The sequence below is a fragment of the Flavobacterium limicola genome, assembly GCF_003634755.1.
In the GTDB taxonomy this organism is placed as follows: domain Bacteria; phylum Bacteroidota; class Bacteroidia; order Flavobacteriales; family Flavobacteriaceae; genus Flavobacterium; species Flavobacterium limicola.
The window spans coordinates 643,372-664,327 of record NZ_RBXA01000001.1; the positions used below are offsets into that span (position 1 = coordinate 643,372).

The 20,956-nt window shown below is 34.3% G+C and carries 17 protein-coding genes; 13 read left to right on the top strand and 4 right to left on the bottom strand.

Going from position 1 to position 20,956, the window contains the following annotated elements; translation table 11 throughout:
• The first annotated feature begins 62 nt into the window (after positions 1 to 62).
• The gene (locus tag BC952_RS02835) at positions 63 to 662 is read left to right on the top strand and encodes a lipoprotein signal peptidase (RefSeq protein ID WP_121364163.1); all 600 of its coding nucleotides are present in this window, start codon (positions 63 to 65) and stop codon (positions 660 to 662) included.
• 63 nt (positions 663 to 725) lie between these two features.
• Here the strand turns inward: BC952_RS02835 and BC952_RS02840 are convergent, their stop codons facing one another.
• The 3 genes from BC952_RS02840 to BC952_RS02850 are packed head-to-tail and all read right to left on the bottom strand — an operon-like array spanning position 726 to position 2,521.
• Positions 726 to 923 (bottom strand): hypothetical protein, encoded by a 198-nt coding sequence (locus BC952_RS02840; RefSeq protein ID WP_121364164.1) that lies wholly within the window; start codon positions 921 to 923, stop codon positions 726 to 728.
• Positions 924 to 966: 43 nt separating this feature from the next.
• A complete protein-coding gene (locus BC952_RS02845; protein ID WP_121364165.1) occupies positions 967 to 1,530 on the bottom strand; it encodes a 5-formyltetrahydrofolate cyclo-ligase in 564 nt (187 codons plus the stop codon).
• Positions 1,531 to 1,540: 10 nt separating this feature from the next.
• Positions 1,541 to 2,521 (bottom strand): succinylglutamate desuccinylase/aspartoacylase family protein, encoded by a 981-nt coding sequence (locus tag BC952_RS02850; RefSeq protein ID WP_121364924.1) that lies wholly within the window; start codon positions 2,519 to 2,521, stop codon positions 1,541 to 1,543.
• A 130-nt stretch (positions 2,522 to 2,651) separates the two neighbouring features.
• Here BC952_RS02850 and uvrC point away from each other — a divergent pair, with 130 nt between their 5' ends.
• The 12 genes from uvrC to BC952_RS02910 all read left to right on the top strand — a co-directional run bounded on the left by uvrC (position 2,652) and on the right by BC952_RS02910 (position 20,432).
• Complete coding sequence (gene uvrC, locus BC952_RS02855) at positions 2,652 to 4,454, top strand: excinuclease ABC subunit UvrC (protein ID WP_121364166.1); 1,803 nt, start codon at positions 2,652 to 2,654, stop codon at positions 4,452 to 4,454.
• A 35-nt stretch (positions 4,455 to 4,489) separates the two neighbouring features.
• Complete coding sequence (locus tag BC952_RS02860) at positions 4,490 to 6,688, top strand: patatin-like phospholipase family protein (RefSeq protein WP_121364167.1); 2,199 nt, start codon at positions 4,490 to 4,492, stop codon at positions 6,686 to 6,688.
• Positions 6,689 to 6,873: 185 nt separating this feature from the next.
• Positions 6,874 to 8,031 (top strand): homogentisate 1,2-dioxygenase, encoded by a 1,158-nt coding sequence (locus tag BC952_RS02865; RefSeq protein ID WP_091166334.1) that lies wholly within the window; start codon positions 6,874 to 6,876, stop codon positions 8,029 to 8,031.
• A gap of 204 nt (positions 8,032 to 8,235) precedes the next feature.
• A complete protein-coding gene (gene hppD, locus BC952_RS02870; RefSeq protein ID WP_121364925.1) occupies positions 8,236 to 9,396 on the top strand; it encodes a 4-hydroxyphenylpyruvate dioxygenase in 1,161 nt (386 codons plus the stop codon).
• A gap of 294 nt (positions 9,397 to 9,690) precedes the next feature.
• Positions 9,691 to 10,461: a DUF3108 domain-containing protein gene (locus tag BC952_RS02875; RefSeq protein ID WP_121364168.1), complete on the top strand. Its 771-nt coding sequence runs from the start codon at positions 9,691 to 9,693 to the stop codon at positions 10,459 to 10,461.
• Entirely contained in the window at positions 10,461 to 11,396 is a 936-nt protein-coding gene (locus tag BC952_RS02880) for a tryptophan 2,3-dioxygenase family protein (RefSeq protein WP_121364169.1), read from the top strand. The genes BC952_RS02875 and BC952_RS02880 overlap by 1 nt, the downstream gene beginning before the upstream one ends.
• Before the next feature lie 20 nt (positions 11,397 to 11,416).
• Positions 11,417 to 12,637, top strand: coding sequence for a M23 family metallopeptidase (locus BC952_RS02885; protein ID WP_121364170.1), 1,221 nt, complete (start codon positions 11,417 to 11,419; stop codon positions 12,635 to 12,637).
• A gap of 183 nt (positions 12,638 to 12,820) precedes the next feature.
• Positions 12,821 to 14,473, top strand: a complete 1,653-nt coding sequence (gene pgi / locus BC952_RS02890; RefSeq protein ID WP_121364171.1) for a glucose-6-phosphate isomerase — start codon at positions 12,821 to 12,823, stop codon at positions 14,471 to 14,473.
• Positions 14,474 to 14,862: 389 nt separating this feature from the next.
• Entirely contained in the window at positions 14,863 to 18,219 is a 3,357-nt protein-coding gene (locus tag BC952_RS02895; protein WP_121364926.1) for a TonB-dependent receptor, read from the top strand.
• Between the two features lie 98 nt (positions 18,220 to 18,317).
• A complete protein-coding gene (locus BC952_RS02900; RefSeq protein WP_167445674.1) occupies positions 18,318 to 19,292 on the top strand; it encodes a fasciclin domain-containing protein in 975 nt (324 codons plus the stop codon).
• A 150-nt stretch (positions 19,293 to 19,442) separates the two neighbouring features.
• Positions 19,443 to 19,865, top strand: coding sequence for a hypothetical protein (locus tag BC952_RS02905; protein WP_121364927.1), 423 nt, complete (start codon positions 19,443 to 19,445; stop codon positions 19,863 to 19,865).
• An 81-nt stretch (positions 19,866 to 19,946) separates the two neighbouring features.
• The gene (locus tag BC952_RS02910) at positions 19,947 to 20,432 is read left to right on the top strand and encodes a septal ring lytic transglycosylase RlpA family protein (RefSeq protein ID WP_121364928.1); all 486 of its coding nucleotides are present in this window, start codon (positions 19,947 to 19,949) and stop codon (positions 20,430 to 20,432) included.
• Here BC952_RS02910 and BC952_RS02915 read toward each other — a convergent pair whose 3' ends face one another.
• Complete coding sequence (locus tag BC952_RS02915; RefSeq protein WP_121364929.1) at positions 20,433 to 20,900, bottom strand: CYTH domain-containing protein; 468 nt, start codon at positions 20,898 to 20,900, stop codon at positions 20,433 to 20,435.
• Positions 20,901 to 20,956: the final 56 nt, after the last annotated feature.

The window sequence follows — 20,956 nt, forward strand, 5'->3', positions numbered from 1 at the left end:
CGCTCCTAATGGAGCGTTTTTTTTGATTAAATTGTTATTTTTGCGCCATTAAAATTTATAAAATGTCATTACGAAAAGCGTATCTCCTTATTTTTATCTTATTGCTTGTTGATCAAGTTTCCAAAATATATATTAAAACTAATTTTATTTTAGGAGAAGAAGTTGAAGTATTCAAATGGTTCAAAATTCTTTTTATCGAAAATGAAGGAATGGCTTGGGGAACTGAAATTCCTGGTGAATACGGAAAATTATTCCTGACGCTTTTTAGATTGGTGGCTGTAGGTGGAATTGGGTATTGGTTGTGGGATTCTGTGGAAAGAAAACACAGTTCTAATTATTTAATTGTAGCTATATCATTGATTTTGGCCGGAGCTTTCGGAAATATTATTGATTCTGTTTTTTATGGGGTTATATTTGACGACAGTCAACAACAATTAGCTACTTTGTTTTCAGATCAACCCTATGGAACCTGGTTTCACGGAAAAGTAGTAGATATGTTTTACTTTCCTTTTTGGCATGGAAATCTACCGAGTTGGTTGCCAATTTGGGGAGGAAAAGAATTTACTTTTTTCAATGCAATTTTCAATATTGCCGATATGGCGATTTCTACCGGAGTTGGAATCTTGATTTTCTTTAATAAAAAAGCATTTCATCACAATTAGATTCAGCGTTTTTACCCTATACAAAAAGACCTGTTCATGATTTGAACAGGTCTTTTTGCTTAATTAGTTTTTGTTATGTCCGGGTGCGTAACGTTTCGCACTTTTTCCGCCATATATTTTTTTAGCTTGTCCAGGAGGAAGTTTTTTAGCTTTATAACTTGATCTGCTAGTTCCGGTTTGAATGCTGCAATTTGAAAATGAAACTGCGAATAAAATAACCATAACGCTTACTGCAAATCTTGAATTTTTGAATGTTTTCATAAATTATTTTTATTGTATCTGCTGCGAAAGTACGCATTCCAAATTAAAACGAGTGAATTGAATTTGGCGTCACGCAATAATTCAGTTGTATATCGCCTTCAAAAACATCTTCAATAATTTCTTCAGGTTCGAAGAAAGACAGTCCAATTTTGATCGAATCCGGTTTGCATTCCGATAAAAATTTATCATAAAACCCTTTGCCGTAACCTACACGATGCCCTTTTTTATCGAAAGCCAAGAGCGGAACAAAAACTACCTCAATTTTAGCCGAAGGAACTTCAATACCATCTGCAGGTTCTGGAATGTTATATTCGTTTTTCTTGATTTTAGTGTTATCCGTCAATAAGAAATGGGTCATATTTCGGGTAGCGAAATCAGCTTTGGATACGATAATCTCTTTATCTTTTCCGGATAATAAGTGTAAAATAAATTCGGTATTAACCTCTTTTTGTTCTGTTATGGGAAGGAAAATATGAAAATAGGTCTTTTCCCAAAGCGGGAGTGTCAGTATTTTATTGGCTACAGCCAAACTCATTTCTTCCACTTCATTTTCGGAAAGTGAATTTCGTAAGGCTTTGTATTTTTGTCGTAACTCTGTTTTGTTCATTTCAAATATTTTATTCGCCTTCTTCTCCAAGAGCATTCGACAAATGATAAATGGCATCGCCTTCATACACAATTGGGGAATGATTAGCATTGATGATGTAACCGTCGTTTGGAGCTTTTACTTTACGCTCAAATTTTCCGTACGGATCCGTTATGGTGGCAAGAATAGTTCCTTTTTTTACAAATTTCCCTATGGTATTAAAATCGTGTAATAATCCTGAGCACTTGGCACGTATCCAGCCAGATTTTTCAATATATATCGTATTGAAATTTTGTTGTACCGTTGTATGTTTTAAATCCAGCATATCAAGATGTTTGAGCAGGCGCTTTGCTCCATTTATACCTTCCTCGGCGATATCATTATTAATATCTAATGATTTTCCTCCTTCAAAAAGTAACATTTTGACGTCCATTCTTTCGCTGGAACTCCTAAAAGATCCCATTATATTTCTGGAATATAAGGTGAAAGGTGCATTAAAAACATCAGCAAGAATTTTTAAATCAGCATTATTATGTGCTATTCTAATTTGCGGCGCGTTGAAACGACTCGCACCACCGGCATGAAAATCGACAGCATATTGTACCAAAGGCATGATTTCAGCTAAAATATGAAACGCAAATCGACTGGCCAAAGAACCTGTTTTACTTCCGGGAAAAACGCGATTTAAATCCCGACCGTCTGGAAATTCTCTGGATTTATTGACAAATCCGTATACGTTTATTATTGGAATACAAATGATTGTACCTCTTTTTGGCTTGTTTATTTTTTTGTAAATGAGTTGGCGGACGATTTCGACTCCATTGATTTCGTCACCATGAATCCCTGCCGAGAAAAGAACTACGGGGCCTTCAAACTTGGAGCGTCGCACGATAATGGGAATGTTCAATTTTGTAGTAGTGTGAAGTCTGGCAATTTCGACATTGATAGTTTTGCTGTCGCCCGGATTTATGCTTTCGCCAAAAAGAACGATAGGTGTGGTATTAATTTTCATCATAGATTCTTGAAAGCATAAAAATAAGGATAATAACGAATTAGAAACTAAAATTTCGATAAAATTTTCCTCTGTAAGATTTCAAGAACATTGATTTGTATTTGGGGATTTTTGAGATTAACTTTGTTACATGAATCCAACAACTTTAGCCCTACAAATCCAAACCTTGCCTGATAATCCCGGCGTATACCAATATTACGACAAAGAAGGGAAAATTTTGTATGTGGGCAAAGCCAAAAATTTAAAAAAAAGAGTTTCTTCCTATTTTAATAAAATTCACGATACGGCCAAAACTAATGTGCTCGTAAAGAAAATTGTTACGATAAAACATATTGTGGTTCCTACGGAAACCGATGCGCTTTTGTTAGAAAATAATCTAATAAAAACCCTGCAGCCGCGTTATAATGTATTGTTGCGGGATGATAAAAGTTATCCGTGGTTGTGTATCAAGAAAGAGCCTTTTTCGCGCATTTTTGCAACCCGCAGAATGGTCAAAGATGGGTCGGAATATTTTGGTCCTTACACCAGTTTTAAGACCGTAAGTACTATTTTAGAGCTGATCAAAGAACTGTATCCGCTTCGAACGTGTAATTATGATTTGAGTAAAAGCAATATCGAAAGCGGAAAATTCAAGGTTTGTCTCGAATATCATATTGGTAATTGCATGGGTCCTTGTGAAGGCTATGAAACGTTAGAAAATTATCAAAAACAAGTCGATGCGATTCGGGAAATCCTGAAAGGAAATTTCAAAGAGAGCATGAAAGATTTCAAACGAGTTATGACCGGTTTGGCTGCTGACATGCATTTTGAAGAAGCGCAGAAAATAAAAGAAAAAATAGAAATTTTAGAGAATTACCAATCGCGTTCTACGATTGTAAATCCAAAAATCACCAATATCGACGTGTTCTCGATTGTTTCCGATGAAAGTGCGGCCTATGTGAATTTCCTGCAAATTTCTCACGGTTCGATTATTCGTTCGCACACGATGGAAATCAAAAAGAAACTTGACGAAACCGATGAAGAATTATTAGAATTGGCGATTGTTGAATTGAGAGAACGTTTTCATTTGTTGTCCAGAGAAGTTATCGTTCCGTTTCACGTTGACTTGGGTGAAAATATAAAAATTACCGTTCCACAATTGGGAGATAAAAAGCAGATTTTAGATTTGTCGATTAGAAACGCTAAGTTTTACCGAATCGAACAACTCAAACAATTGCAAATTGTAGATCCGGATCGCCATACGAAACGAATTATGGCGCAAATGCAAAAAGATTTGCGATTGCCGGTTGAGCCAAGACACATCGAATGTTTTGACAACTCGAATATTCAAGGAACGAATCCTGTGGCAGCTTGTGTAGTTTTTAAAGATGGAAAACCAAGCAAAAAGGACTACCGCCATTTTAATATAAAAACAGTAGAAGGACCGGATGATTTTGCTTCGATGACAGAAGTGGTTTATAGAAGATACAAACGATTGCTGGATGAAAATCAACCATTGCCCAATTTAATCATTATTGACGGTGGCAAAGGACAATTATCCTCGGCATTAAAGAGTATTGATGAATTAGGATTGCGAGGAAAAATAGCTATAATTGGTATTGCGAAAAGGCTGGAAGAATTGTTTTATCCGGGAGATTCTATTCCGCTGTATTTGGATAAAAAATCAGAGACACTGAAAATAATTCAACAATTGCGAAACGAAGCACACCGTTTTGGGATTACGCATCACCGTGATAAAAGGAGTAAAGCAGCACTGAATTCTTCGATAGAATCCATTCCCGGCATTGGAGAAAAAACAATGTTGGCTTTGATTCAACACTTTAAAAGTGTTAAAAGATTAAAATTAGCATCAGAAAAAGAAATTTCTGATGTTATAGGTGTATCAAAAGCCAAAAAAATTACCGAATTTTACAAGGCAACAAATGAAAGTTAATATTTCTCATTCTATCACGGAACAAATGGCTGCTTATGAAGAAAATCGCACTATTATTAATTGTTTTCACTAATCTGGCTGTGTTTTCGCAAGAACAAAAAAGACCCAAAATAGGTTTGGTTTTGAGTGGTGGTGGTGCAAAAGGATTTGCTCATATTGGAGTTTTGAAAGTGTTGGAAGAAGCAGGTGTCAAGATTGATTATATTGGCGGAACCAGTATGGGCGCGGTTATTGGCGGTCTTTATGCTTCTGGATATAATGCAAGCCAAATTGATTCTATTTTTCAGGCGACAGATTTCAATGAGTTAATCAACGATTTTATTCCCAGATCTTCCAAAAATTTTTACGAAAGAAGAAACGACGAATTGTATGCGCTCGTTTTGCCGTTTAATAAAATGAAGATTGGAATTCCGGAAGCTTTGTCTAAAGGAATGTATAATTATAATTTATTGAGCAGAATTACCAGAAACGTAAGGCACATTAAGGATTTTAACCAACTTCCCATTCCTTTTTTATGTATTGGTACCAATATTGAAACCGGAGAAGAAGTGCTATTAAACAAAGGAAATTTGGCGCAGGCCATGATTGCCAGTTCCGCATTTCCCTCTTTATTTTCTCCTGTGGAAATTGATGGGAAAATTTTGGTAGATGGTGGAGTTGTAAATAACTATCCGATTGAAGAAGTACGAAAATTAGGTGCTGATATCATTATTGGTGTTGATGTTCAAAATGATTTATTGGACCGGACACAGCTTAAAGATGCGACTAAAATTTTGGTACAAATCACCAATCTACAATCGATAGAGCGAATGAAGAAAAATGTAACCAACACGGATATTTATATTAAACCAGATATTACGCAATACGGAGTGATCTCTTTTGATAAAGGAAAAGAAATTATAAGAAAAGGGGAAGAAGCTGCTTTTGCAGTTTACGAACAAATAAAAAAAATTGTTGATGAATCCAGTCCTTACCGGAAACCAAAGTTAGAATTGAGTTCTGATAGTATACAAGTTAGAGCCATAAAAAGTAATGAATTAGATAATTATACGAAAGAATATGTCATTGGAAAATTAAGATTTAAGCCAGGTGCAAAAACATGTTATGATGATTTGCTGAAGGGGATTAATAATATCAATGCGACCAAAAACTTCAGTGCCATATCTTATTCTTTAGAGCCAAACAAAGAAGATGTTGACTTACATATTAGCTTGAAAGAAAATCCCACAAAGACCTATTTGAAATTCGGATTACATTATGATAATTTGTTCAAAAGTGGCGTGTTAGTGAATTTGACACGTAAAAAAACACTTTTTAAAAATGATATAGCATCGCTGGATATTATTTTAGGCGATAATATTAGATACAATTTAGATTATTACATTGAAAATGGATTTAATCTGAGTTTTGGTTTCAAATCCCATTACAACCAATTTAATCGAAATGTAGCCAAGGAAATAAGTAGTACAACTTTAAATAATCCAGATATAAATTCTATTAATGTTGATTTTACTGACATGACGAATCAAGCGTATTTCCAGTCTTTATTTGTTCAAAAATTTTTAATTGGAGGCGGAGTCGAACTCAAATATTTAAAGATAAAATCAGAAACACTCGCCAATGTAGATCCAATAATTGACAACAGTAATTATTTAAGTCTTTTTGGTTACTTGAAATTCGATTCTTTCGATAATAAATATTTCCCTAAAAAAGGATGGTATTTTTCAGGTGATATTCAATCGTATTTACTGTCGTCTAATTATACCGGTAATTTTCAGCCGTTTTCCATTGCTAAGGGTGATTTTGGTGTAGCGGCAACTTTGTTTAAAAACACCACGGTAAAATTCCAGACTGATGCGGGGTTTTCTTTTGGTCAGGAAAGCGTTGCCTTTTTTAATTTTATTTTAGGAGGTTATGGGTATAATCCGCTTAATAATTTCAAATATTTATATGGGTACGATTATTTGAGCGTAGCAGCCAATAGTTATATAAAATCAACTGCAACAGTAGATTATGAATTTTTGAAGAAGAACCATTTTAATTTCTCAGCAAATTTCGCTAATATTGGGGATCGCATTTTTGAAACGGTCGATTGGATTTCCATACCCAAATACTCTGGTTATGCCGTTGGATATGGATTAGAAACGGTCATTGGACCCATAGAAATAAAATATTCCTGGTCTCCGGAACAGCCAAAAGGATTTACGTGGTTCAGTATTGGGTTTTTGTTTTAATTGTAATTTATTTCAATAATAATTCCGATATTTGTTATAATGAAAACAAAATGGCTAGGTTTATTAGAGTATCTTCAATTCCTTATCAAGAGAAATCCTGAGTAAGTATTCTTTTTTTTGATTTATCATAGCACATTATAAAGTAATCTCAACTTTAATTTGTTACACTTTTAAACAAAAAAATCATGCCTTTATACCACAAATTGGGGAGTTTTCCTCAAAAAAGACACACACAATTCGAAAAACCAAATGGGGGTTTGTATTACGAACAACTCTTTGGAACAGAAGGTTTTCACGGTCATTCGTCATTATTATATCACGTTCACAGACCTACGCAAGTCAAGGAAATTCTAAAATCCTATTCAGTAGAGCCTAAAATTGCCATTGGAAAAAACATCAAATCATTATTGTTAAAAGGTTTCGAGCTAAAGCCTGAAGATGATTTTCTGGACAGTCGCAAAGCGATGCTAGTCAATAAAGATTGTACCATAGGATTAGCCGCACCAAGACAATCATTGCGCAACTATTTCTACAAAAATGCCGATGCCGATGAAATGATTTTCATCCATAAAGGAAAAGGAAAATTGCGAACTATGATGGGGAATATTCCTTTCGAATATGGCGATTACTTGATTATTCCTCGCGGAATGATTTACCAAATTGACTTTGAAACTTCGGAAAACAGACTTTTCTATGTCGAATCATTTGCGCCTTTTTACACGCCAAAACGCTATAAAAACGAATCAGGGCAACATTTAGAACATTCTCCTTTTTGCGAACGCGACTTTATTCTGCCAAACGAGTTAGAAACGCACGATGAAAAAGGTGATTTCCTAATCAAAATCAAGAAAGAAGGAATGATGCATGAAGTCGTTTATGCCACGCATCCCTTTGATGTTGTGGGTTGGGACGGTTATAATTTCCCTTACGGATTCAGCATTCATAATTTTGAACCTATAACGGGTCGCGTACATCAGCCGCCACCGGTCCATCAAACCTTCGAAACGGCAACATTCGTCGTTTGTTCGTTCTGTCCGCGACTGTACGATTACCACCCAAAAGCCATTCCAGCGCCTTACAATCATAGTAATATTGATAGTGATGAGGTTTTGTATTATGTAGATGGGGATTTCATGAGTCGTAATAATATTGAGCAAGGTCACATTACATTACACCCAAAAGGCATTCCACACGGACCCGCACCGGGAGCTATGGAACGCAGTATAGGTCATACAGAAACCCATGAATTGGCGGTAATGGTCGATACGTTTCGCCCGCTAATGGTCACTGAAGAAGCCATGGGATTAGATGATGGTCAGTACTATAAATCTTGGGTAGAGTAATAAGGAGCTATTTCCTGCTGTACGCTTTATCTTTTCCTGGTCTCGTTAAAAAAACGAGACCAGGAAAAGGATGCCTCTTCCATCAGGGCTAGGGCTTTAGAATAAATAACAACATAATTTTAAATTAATAAATCCGTGTACATCAGTTTTATCCGCGTTATCCGCGTTCCAAAACTAGAACTACCGAATCAAAAAATAAATACCATGTCAAAAGAAGTAAAATCAGTAGAATACGGACTAGAAAAAATATTCGAAGGAGCGCAAGATTTCCTTCCATTATTAGGAACCGATTATGTAGAATTCTACGTAGGAAATGCAAAACAATCTGCACATTATTACAAAACGGCTTTCGGTTACCAATCATTGGCGTATGCTGGACTAGAAACCGGAGTGCGAGACAGAACATCTTATGTGCTAAAGCAAGATAAAATTCGTATCGTATTGACCACGCCATTAACTCAGGATTCTCCAATTCATGAACATTTGAGAAAACATGGTGATGGGGTAAAAGTAGCTGCGCTTTGGGTTGAAGATGCAAAAAGTGCATACGAAGAAACAATGAAACGTGGCGCGCGTTCTTTTATGGAGCCAACCGTAGAGAAAGATGAATTTGGAGAAGTAATTCGTTCTGGAATATATACCTACGGGGAAACCGTTCACATTTTTGTAGAACGAAAAAATTACACTGGTGTTTTCCTTCCGGGTTATAAGGAATGGAAATCCGATTACAATCCAGAGCCAACAGGATTAAAATACATTGATCACATGGTGGGAAATGTGGGTTGGAACGAAATGAATACTTGGGTCAAATTTTATGAAGAAGTGATGGGATTTGTAAATTTCCTTTCTTTTGATGACAAACAAATCAATACGGAATACTCGGCGTTGATGAGTAAAGTAATGTCTAATGGAAACGGAAGAATCAAATTTCCAATCAACGAACCTGCCGAAGGAAAGAAAAAATCGCAAATCGAGGAATATTTAGATTTTTACGGTGGACCTGGAATTCAGCATATCGCCATTGCAACGGATGATATTATCAAAACGGTATCGCAATTGAAAGCTAGAGGAATCGAATTCTTATCCGCTCCTCCGCATACATATTATGAGGCCATTCCGGAACGATTGGGCGATCACATGAAAATGATGAAAGAAGATTTAAATGAAATCGAGAAATTAGCCATTATGGTCGATGCCGATGAAGAAGGGTATTTATTGCAAATTTTTACAAAACCGGTGCAAGACAGACCAACCTTGTTTTTTGAAATTATACAAAGAATGGGAGCTAAAGGTTTTGGAGCGGGGAACTTTAAAGCGCTATTTGAATCAATTGAGCGAGAACAGCAATTGCGAGGAACGTTGTAAAAAAGCGTTATTTTTATATATTGTGAAAAAATAACCGATTAGCAGCGTGTTTTTTTGTAAATGTTGTGTTAAACTTTATTTTTCACAAAAATAACTGAATTTGTTAGCTACCTTTGCACTCGCAAAAAGGGAAGGGGTGGTTTCCTTCCTAATTTCATATAAATTTCATAGTTTATAGTTTTTTGGTTAGTTAATAGCATAAAAACTCAGTCATTATTTGACTGAGTTTTTTTGTTTTGATATATTTGGAATAAAATTTGCTATTATTGAGAAATAAATAGAAAACATAACATCATGAAAAACATAATTCTACTCCTCGTACTCTTTGTAACGGTAAGTTTCGACGCTCCAAGAGAGGATGCTTATGATGTTGGGGAATGGTTCAAATTCAGAATACACTACGGCATAGTGAATGCAGGATATGCAACATTAGAAGTAAAAGATGCCACGATAAATAATAAAAAAACTTTTCATGTCGTTGGGAAAGGGTACACTACAGGAATGTCTCGTTTTTTCTTTAAAGTAGATGATTTATACGAAAGTTATATTGACAAAGAGACTGGAAATCCATACCAGTTTGTTCGAAAAATTGATGAAGGCGGGTATACTAAAAATCAAGAAGGTTTTTTTAATCAATCCACAAACAGAGTTCTTATTAAGGATTACAAACATAAGACCGAAAAAACACTTTACGTTCCTAAAAACACACAAGACATTTTATCTACGTTTTATTATTTAAGAAATTATCCCACAATTGATAAATTGAAAGTAGGAGAATCAGTGGCGATTGATATGTTTTTTGATGATGAAACTACTAAATTCAAGCTAAAGTTTATTGGGCGAGAAAGTATAACCACTAAATTTGGCGTTGTCCCAGCTATGATTTTTAGGCCTTTGGTACAATCAGGACGTGTTTTTAAAGAGCAGGAGAGTCTTACAGTTTGGATTTCGGATGATGATAATAAATTACCCCTTAGAATAAAAGCCAGTTTGGCCGTAGGTTCAATAAAGGCAGATATAGAAGCATATAAAGGTTTGAAAAATCCTTTTAAAACAAAAAAATAATGAGCAATAACGACAATTCAGAAGCTATTTTAAAAGAAATTGAGCTTAAATATGAAGCAATAAATCAAAAAACGGAGACGCAGCTAGAAGGGTTATTGTGGTCAAAACCGATCACGTATTGGGATTATATTCAAACAGATGCTTTATTGAATCTGCAAATTCAAAGAACCACGCTTCCTGACGAAATGGTTTTTATCATGTATCATCAGGTTAACGAATTGATATTTAAAATGATACTTTGGGAGATGAGACAAATTTCCTATTGTGAGAACATTGATACAGTATTTTTCACGGAGCGATTAATGCGAATCAGTCGTTATTTTGATATGTTGACTACCTCTTTCAGTATAATGGGAGATGGAATGGAAGTGGATCAATACATGAAATTTAGAAATACACTGACACCTGCCAGTGGTTTTCAAAGTGCGCAATACCGCCTGATAGAATTCGCTTCTACTGACCTAATAAATCTGATTCACCACCGTTATAGAGATACAATAGACAGAAATACACCATATGAATTTGCATTGGAACATCTATATTGGCAAGCAGCCGGGAAAGATTATCATACCGGAAAAAAATCTTTTTTACTGGAGGAATTTGAAAAAAAATACAAGAAGGAATTCCTAGCACACATGGAGGAATACAACACCATAAATATTTGGCAAAAATTTAAGCAACTGCCGGAATTAGATCAAAAAAATCCCGAATTAGTTCAAGCGATGCGTCATTACGACCATACGGTGAATATTACTTGGGTAATGCAACATTTAAATACAGCAAAAAAATACATTGATCAAAGCGGTAAAGGCGATGGCGAAGCTACTGGTGGAAGTGACTGGAAAAAATACATGCATCCTAAATACCAAAGAAGAATTTTCTTCCCGGAATTGTGGAGTAGCCATGAATTAGAAAATTGGGGAGTAGAAATGTAAGTTGAATTAAAAAACACGGTTTGAAAAAAATATTTATAGTTATAATAGCATTATTTTCTTTAGTATCATGTAAAAAAACGGAGGAAATAGTTCCGGAAAAAGTAGTAAAACTTGTTCCTAAAAAAAGTGAATTTGGATTTGTTCTCGCTGATTTTAATATAGTTAATGACACTATAGAAAGAGGAGATACTTTTGGGACTTTATTAGAAGAACAAAATATAGGAGATCGCGAAGTATATGATATTATTGCAAAAGTCAGAGATTCTTTTGATGTGAGAACTATTAGAATTAACAGACCTTTTACGTTGTTGAGATCCAAAGACAAAAAACATAACTTAGACGTTTTTATCTATCAGCCCGATAATTTAAGTTATTACGTAGTTGATTTTCGAGATACAGCTGTAACTGTTTTCAAAAAGACAAAACCCATTACAATTAAAAGACGCACTATTGGTGGCGTTTTAAAAGAATCATTATCAGAAACTTTGGGCAATGCTAAGATTGAAGGTGTTTTGGCTAGTAAAATATCTAAAATTTACGCCTATTCCATTGACTTTATGAAACTCAAAAAAGGAGATCGTTTTGCGATAACTTTTACTGAGCGTTTTATAAATGACTCAATTTATGATGGAGTAGAAGAACTCGAAGCTTCTTTTTTTGAGTACCGAGGAAAAATTATTTACGCATTTCCTTTTGCTCAAAATCCCAATTCGGATAAAGTAGAATACTACGATGAGCAAGGAAAAACACTTAAAAATTTCTTTCTAAAGTCGCCTATAAAATTCAGCAGAATATCTTCTCGGTTTTCATCAAGTCGTTTTCATCCGGTTCAACATAGATGGAAAGCGCATAAGGGAACGGATTATGCAGCGCCACGCGGAACGCCTATTACTGTTACCGCTGGAGGCGTTGTGGAGCAAAGTGGTTTTACGGCTGGAAACGGAAATTTTGTAAAGGTAAAGCACAACGGAACTTATTCTACACAATACCTGCACATGTCAAAAATATTGGTAAGACGAGGACAGCGCGTCAATCAAGGACAAGTTATTGGTTTGGTTGGGAGTACTGGTCTTGCAACAGGACCACACGTGTGTTATCGATTTTGGAAAAACGGGAAGCAAGTGGACGCTCTAAGGCTTAAATTGCCTACCGGTGAGCCTATGACCGGAAATAATAAAACCCGATTTCTTGCACAAATAACGCCTCTGAAATTTGAATTAGATAGTGTCGCTAATCTATAATTTAAAGGATGTAGATTGTCTACGGTTTTTTTAATGCAAAAGCAGAATCCCATGAAGTAAATTTAGAATTATGCTATTTAGCGGTTTTGTTGCTAAATTGTGATATAAATCAAAACCCATTTTCCATTAAAACAAATTTGAGTATTTTTGTCCCAATTTTAACAATACTACAAATCCTTTATAATGGCTTTAAATACTATAAACCCAACAGAAACAAATGCTTGGAAGAAACTTGAATTGCATTACAACGAAATGCAAAAAGCTTCGATGCAAGAATTATTTCAATTGGACTCTTCGAGAGCGAACACATTTAACTTACAGTGGAATGATTTTTTAATAGATTATTCTAAAAACATTATCAATTCGGAGACGATTCAGCTATTGTTAGAATTGGCTGATGAAGTTGGGCTTAAAAGTGCTATTGCTGATTATTTTGACGGTGCAATAATTAATCAAACAGAACATAGAGCGGTACTTCATACTGCCTTACGTGCCAATGAATCTGCAGTTGTAAAAGTGGATGGAATTGATGTAATTCCTGAAATTTATGAAGTAAAAAATAAAATAAAAGCATTCACGAACGAAGTTACTTCTGGGGAACGAACAGGTTTTAACGGCAAAGCATTTACGGATGTAGTTAATATTGGTATTGGAGGTTCTGATTTAGGTCCCGCGATGGCAGTTGAGGCGTTGCAATTCTATAAAAATCACATTAACGTTCATTTCGTTTCTAATGTTGATGGTGATCATGTTAATGAGATTATAAAAAAGCTAAATCCAGAAACGACGCTTTTTGTAATTGTTTCTAAAACCTTTACTACACAAGAAACACTGACTAATTCTGAAACAATCAGAAAATGGTTTTTATCAAAAGACTTTGGAACAACGCAAGAAGATGTTGCTAAACATTTTGTTGCGGTTTCGACTAATATTCAAAAAGTAACTGAATTTGGAATTAATCCAGACAATGTTTTTCCAATGTGGGATTGGGTTGGCGGAAGATTCTCTTTGTGGAGTGCTGTTGGACTTACGATAAGTTTAGCTGTTGGATACGATAATTTTGATGAATTGCTAAAAGGAGCTAGTGAAATGGATGAGCATTTCAAAACGGAAGATTTTGATAAAAATATGCCCGTTATATTAGCATTACTGAGCATCTGGTATAATAATTTTTTTGGTGCCGAAAGCGAAGCCTTGATTCCGTACACACAATATTTGCAAAAATTAGCTCCATACTTACAGCAAGGAACGATGGAAAGTAATGGAAAAAGTGTTGGACGAGATGGGAAGCCAGTAAATTATCAAACGGGAACTATTATTTGGGGAGAACCGGGAACGAATGCGCAACACGCTTTTTTCCAGTTAATTCATCAGGGTACAAAATTGATTCCTGCAGATTTTATAGGTTTTATAACTCCTTTATATGGAGACAATGATCATCATGATAAATTGATGTCTAATTTTTTTGCTCAGACAGAAGCGTTAATGCATGGAAAATCAGCAAAGCAAGTTCAAGTAGAATTTGATAAACAAGGTGTTTCAGAGGAAAAAGCTAAATTTCTTTTACCGTTTAAAGTTTTCTCAGGGAACAAGCCAACGAATACAATTTTAATTCAGAAGTTGTCGCCAAAAACGTTAGGTTCTTTGATTGCTTTGTACGAGCATAAGATTTTTGTACAAGGAATTATTTGGAATATTTTTAGTTTTGATCAGTGGGGAGTTGAGTTAGGAAAACAATTAGCAAACTCAATTTTAGAGGCAATTAATACAAAAACTGTCAAAAATCATGACAGTTCCACAACTTTTTTATTGAATCATTTTTTAAGGAGTAAGTAGTGTGAATAATGCGACTAATTTTTATAGTTTTATGAACTTTGCTATAATTTAGGTGTTTGCTTGGATTTTTAAGGATTAGATACTGGTTTAAAAGCCCTGATTTTAATTAAATCAGGGCTTTTTTATGGGTAAGTGACTCTGTTGTAGTGTTTTTTTTAAATTAACTTCATTTTTTTAAAACATTACTAATTAAAATATAGATGTGAATAATTTAAAAAAAAGCATTTTTTATTGTAAAAAATGCTTTTTTTTAATAAAAAAGCAAGAAGAACTATTTTAAGCTAAATTCTCTGCTTTAAAAAAATATTATTCTTAACGTTGTGTTAACTTTTTAAAACAAAAATGTTATATTTTTGCCAAATATTTTTAAACTAAACAAAAAAGCAAAAATGAAAAGAATTATTTTTATTTTGATTATTTTTTTATCAGTTTTAGGTCATTCGCAGGTCACTAATTCCGCGATGTCTGGTACTGTTAAATCTAACACTGGAGAAACTCTTCCGGGAGCTTCGGTTGAGGTCCGACACAACCCAACTGGTACTAAATATTTTTCAACTACAGATTACAATGGAGGATATGCTGTTCAGGGACTTAGACCAGGGGGGCCTTATACTGTAAAAGTAACTTACGTAGGTTACAAAACAACCGAAATTACAGAAATTAATGCTCCCTTAGGAAGTAATTTAACTGTTAATATTGTTATAGCAGAAGAATCAAATGCACTAGAAGAGGTAGTTGTTGTTTCAACGAAATCGAATGGTGCTTTCAATAAAGGAAAAACAGGTGCGTCGCAACAATTTTCTAATAGAGAACTTACAGCTATTCCTGTTACAGGATCAAGATCAATTAATTCAATCACAAAGTATAATGCTAATGCTGGTGGTGGAGGTTCTTTTGGAGGACAAGATTCAAGATTAAATAATTTTACAATTGACGGATCGGTTTTTAACAATGGTTTTGGACTTGGATCTGATGCTCAAGCAGGAGGAAGAACAGGGTCTACTGCAATTTCATTAGATGCAATTGAGCAGTTACAAGTAAGTATAGCTCCTTTTGACGTTCGTCAATCAGGCTTTACGGGTACTGGTATTAATGGTGTGACTAGAAGTGGTACCAATGAAATCGAAGGTTCTGTTTATGCTTCAACTAGAAGTAATAAAAAAGAATTTGTTGGAACAAAAGCAGGACAAATCAGAATTGTTCCAGCAACGTTTGAAGAAAACATATTAGGTGCTAGAATTGGTGCACCAATTATCAAAGATAAATTGTTTTTCTTTGGAAACTTTGAAACAGTTAATAACACTAGTCCAGCATCTAATTGGACTTCTACAGGTTCTCCTCAACCAGGAGCTCAGATATCTGCTCCTACATTTCAACAAATGCAAGATCTTTCTACTTTTATGAAAGATAAATTCAATTACACAACTGGACCTTGGGAAAATTTTGATTCAGAAAGAGTGTCTAAAAAGTTTCTTGCTAAAATTGATTGGAACATAAATGATAATAATAAATTTTCTGTGCGTTATGTGCATCATGATTCTTCTTCTGATGAATTAACATCTAATTCAAATTCATTAGGATTTGGTAACAGAAGAACGAATGTAAATTCAATGTCATTCAAAAATAGTGGTTACACAATTCTTGATAATACGAGATCTATCGTTGTGCAATTGGATAGTAAATTGTCGGAATCTTGGAGTAATAATTTCATAGGAGGTTATGACAAACAAATTGAAGACAGAGGATTGCAAGGTGGCGGTTTGTTTCCGACAATTGATATTAAAAATGGTGTGGCAAACACAGCCCCTTTGACAGGATTTACAACCGGTAATACGAATTTTATCTCTGTGGGATTAGATCCTTTTACACAAGGAAATAAGCTTAGTTATTCAACGCTACACTTCACAAATAATCTTACTAAAACAATAGGTAAGCATTCGTTGCTATTTGGAGCAAATTATGAGCATTTTAAATCAAGTAATTTATTTTTCTCTGGTTCTAATGGAGTTTTCATTTTTAATTCATTGGATGAGTTTTACAGCGCAGCAAATGAATCACTAGCGTTAAATGGAGCGCCATCAGTTAATAATTTACCTGTTAGGACTCAATTTAGATATTCTGCTTTACCTGGTGGTGTTGAGCCATTACAAATATTAAAATCTGATAAAATTGATCTTTATTTTCAAGATGATTTTAAAGTGAACGATCAATTAAAAGTTACTATTGGTTTGAGAGGAACTAGAGTTTCTTTTGTAGATACAGCTCTTGAAAATCCTGTAGTTAATGATCTAACATTTGCGAATGGTCAGAAATTCAATACTGGAGAAATGCCAAATTCACAGTATCTTTTTGAGCCTAGAGTTGGTTTCAATTTAGATGTTACTGGAAATGCTAAAACAGTAGTAAGAGGGGGTTCTGGGATATTTTCAGGAAGACCGCCATTGGTGTTTTTATCAAATGCAATTGGTAACAACGGAGTTCTTACTGGCTTAGTAGATGTCAGTGATGCTAATGTTGGTGCAGGAAATTATGGTTTTACAGCAAATCCAAGCCAATACTTTACGCCTTCTACTCCAACTTTGCCTTCATCAATTGATTTGGCTTTTACAGATAAAAAGTATAAATTTCCTCAAGTTTGGAAAACTACAATTGCAGTAGATCAGAAATTACCATTTGGTTTTGTAGGTACGATTGAAGGAATCTTCAGTAAAAATATTAATGAAACAGCTTATAGCAATGCCAATTTTGAAAATCCAGTAGGAACACTTAATGGTCCTGATAATAGGCCTTTGTTTGCTGGAAATGATAATGGTGTGCGTATTAATAACAACGTTATTAATGCTATCGTACTATCAAATACAGATAAAGGTTATTTTTATTCTACAACAGTGAAATTAGAGTATCCTTACCGTAAAGGTCTTTGGGGTTCATTTGCTTACACCCATTCAGAAGCTAATGATTTATTATCTCCTGGATCAACAGCATCAGGAAGTTGGAATGGTGTACGCTCAGTTAACGGAAATAATGATCAGGTTTTAGGATTGTCAAACAACAATACTCCACACAGAATGGTAGGTATTCTTGGGTATAAAATTGAATACGGTAACAAAACAGGAGCTGCAACGTCTATTAACTTAGGGTACATTGGTGAGCAGTCTAGTTCATTCACTTATTTATATAATGGTGATGTAAATGGTGATCGTATAAATGGTAATGATTTATTATTTGTACCTAATAAAGCAAGTGATCTTCGTTTCGTACCAATAACTCAAAATTTAGGAGGATCTTTAATGGTGTTGTATACTGTAGCTCAGCAAGAAGAGGCTTTTGATAAATTTATTGATCAAGACCCATATTTGTCTACTAAAAGAGGTCAATACGTAGATAGAAATGAGAACGTATTGCCGATGTTACACAGAGTTGATTTGTCAGTAACGCAAGACTTCTTTATTAAAATTGCAGGTAAAAAGAATAGCTTTCAGTTTAGAGCTGATATCTTAAACTTTACAAATTTAATAAATCGTGAATGGGGAGTTTCACAAAGATCTACTGTATCTAATGGAGCGATTTTAGCAGTTAATCAAGCAGCAACTGCTACAAACAATTATATTCCAGGATATACATTAGCTTTGCAAACAGATAACCAAGGTAAAAGATTCTTAGTAAAAGATACTTTCCAAAAAAATGCATCTATCTCTGATGTTTGGCAAGCTCAATTTACTTTAAGATATACTTTCGGAAATTAAAAAAATAATAAAATAATAGATCACATTAATAAAAAATAAAAACCATGAAAATAAAAAATCAAATCCTGTCTTTTGTAACAATCTTAGCTGTTGCTCTTATGACATTTTCTTGCACTAATGATGAACCAAAAGAGGTAACTCCTTTAAAATCTATTGTTGATATAGCAAAAGCGGACCCAGCAAATTTTAGTATTTTAATTGATGCATTGAAAAAAACAGGTTTAGAAGCTACTTTGGCTAATTCTGGATCTTACACAGTGTTTGCTCCAACTAATGCTGCATTTACAGCGGCAGGTGTAACAAGTGCAAGCATTAATGCTTTAACTGCACCAGCAGATGCTACTGCAATATCTAACTTAAGATTATTATTGCAAAACCACGTAATTACTTTAGGTACTAGAGCTGATGATTTATTAGCAGCTGGTTACACAAGAACATTTGCAGCTGTAAGAGTACCTGCTTCGGCATCTTCAAATGTTAACATCAATATATTTGTAAACAAAGTAGGTGATGACGTATTAATTAATGGAGGTGTTGCTAATGGTGGAGCAAAAGTTACTACTGCTAATATAGAAGCTAGTAATGGTATTTTGCATGTTGTTGACGGCGTTATTTTCTTGCCAACAATTGTTAACCATATTAAAGCAAATCCAAGTTTATCTTCTTTATTAAGTGTAGTTACTTCAGCTCCTCAAGCTTCAGTATTGACTACTCTTAACGGTGCAACTGCCGCAGCACCTTTAACTGTTTACGCTCCTGAAAATGCTGCATTTACTGCTGCAACTGCAACAAATGGTTATTTGGTTGGTAAGTCTGATGCACAAGTTACAAGTATCCTAAGATATCACTTAGAGAATGGAAATAGAGCGCCAAGTTCTACTAGTTCATATTCTACATCTGCTGACGTAGCAGTAACAACGCTTTTTACACCAAACAGATTTACAATTTTGCAAGGTACTGTTAAAATTAAAGATGTTGTAGGTACTACTAATGGTACTGTTAAAACTTTTAATATTCAAGGGACTAATGGTGTGGTTCAGGTAATTGACAAAGTATTACAACCATTTTTGTAAGATTATGATCTAAATTTTATAAACTGTTCACAATTTATTGTAAACAGTTTATTTTATAAAATCATTTTTAAAAACCACTTTAGCTTTTAGTTATAAGTGGTTTTTTTTATGCCTTTTTTTCTTATATTTGTTAAAACAAAAACAGTATTTATGTACGATTTCATTCAAAAATTTCATTCTGGTTGGGCTTATTTAGCACTTTTAGTATTAGTGGTAGCAGTGGTTAATTCCTTTATTGGGATGTTTTCAAAAAAAGAGTTTACTTCCAAAGACAGGAAAATTGCCTTGTTTGCCTTAATAGCAATTCACATACAATTATTAGTAGGTATCATTTTATATTTTGTATCTCCATTAGGATTCGATTCTTTTGGACAGATGTCGGATAGGGCGTTACGTCTTACTTCATTGGAGCACCCGTTAATAAATATAATTGCTATTATTTTAATCACAATAGGATGGTCAAAACATAAAAAATTAGTTGTAAGTGAATCAAAATTCAAAACATTTTCTATTTTTTATGGTCTAGGATTGCTTCTTATTTTGAGCAGAATTCCATGGAATATGTGGTTCTAAAAACCTAAAAAAGCTCTAGAAATAGGGCTTTTTTTATCTAGGTATGGTTTTTGTAAAATGGATTTAACTAATACAGTATATATGAAAAAATCAATTACATTATTCTTTTTGCTGACTATTATTAACGTAGTTAGTGGTCAAAGTTCAATTTTGAGTAAACAAAAATCTACAATACAAAAAGACTCTATCAAAAAGGGTAAAGCTGTAGCTGAAGTACAAGAAAGTAAATTAGATTCATTAATTACTACATTAAGTAAATTCAAAACCTATAAAGAGGAGGCACATGCATCGTATTATGCCGATAAATTCAACGGAAAAAAGACTGCAAGCGGAACAAGATTTGACAACAAGAGATATACCGCAGCGCACAAAAAACTTCCTTTCGGTACAAAAGTGAAAGTCACTAACGAAAAAAATGGAAAGTGGGTAATTGTTGAAATTACAGATAGAGGGCCATTTGTTAAATCCAGAGAGATTGATCTTTCAAAACGGGCATTTATGGATATTACATCAAATAAAGGCAGCGGAGGAATGCTAGTGACAATTGCAGTATTGGATAATCAATAATCACCAGTTTTTATAAGGATGGGTGCTTAAATACGAATTGTAGTATCGGTTGTTTCCGGTTACTTCGTTCCCCAGCCAAGTTGGTTTTTCAAAAGTTTCCGTTTCAGAGTTAATTTCAATTTCTGCAACAATTAATCCTTCATTTTCACCATAAAATTCATCCACTTCAAAGACATGATCGCCTTGTTTTATTTCAAAACGGGTTTTGTCAATGACGCCTTTTTCACATAAAAGTAGCAATGCTTCTGCTTCAGCAACAGGAATTTCCTTTTCCCATTCAAATCGGGATAATCCCGCTTCGTTTGAAGCGCCTTTTATAGTTAGAAATCCTTTGTCTCCTTTTATACGAACGCGAACCGTACGTTCTGGAACGGAACTCAAATAACCCTGTGCAATGTGGTTATTTGCAAAAGCAGCTGTCTTGAATGAATCATCTTTAACCAAAAATTTTCTTTCTATTTCAATCATTTTTGTTTTTTTTAAATAATGGGAGCTATTTCCAGTTATTCGTTCCAATTTCTCTC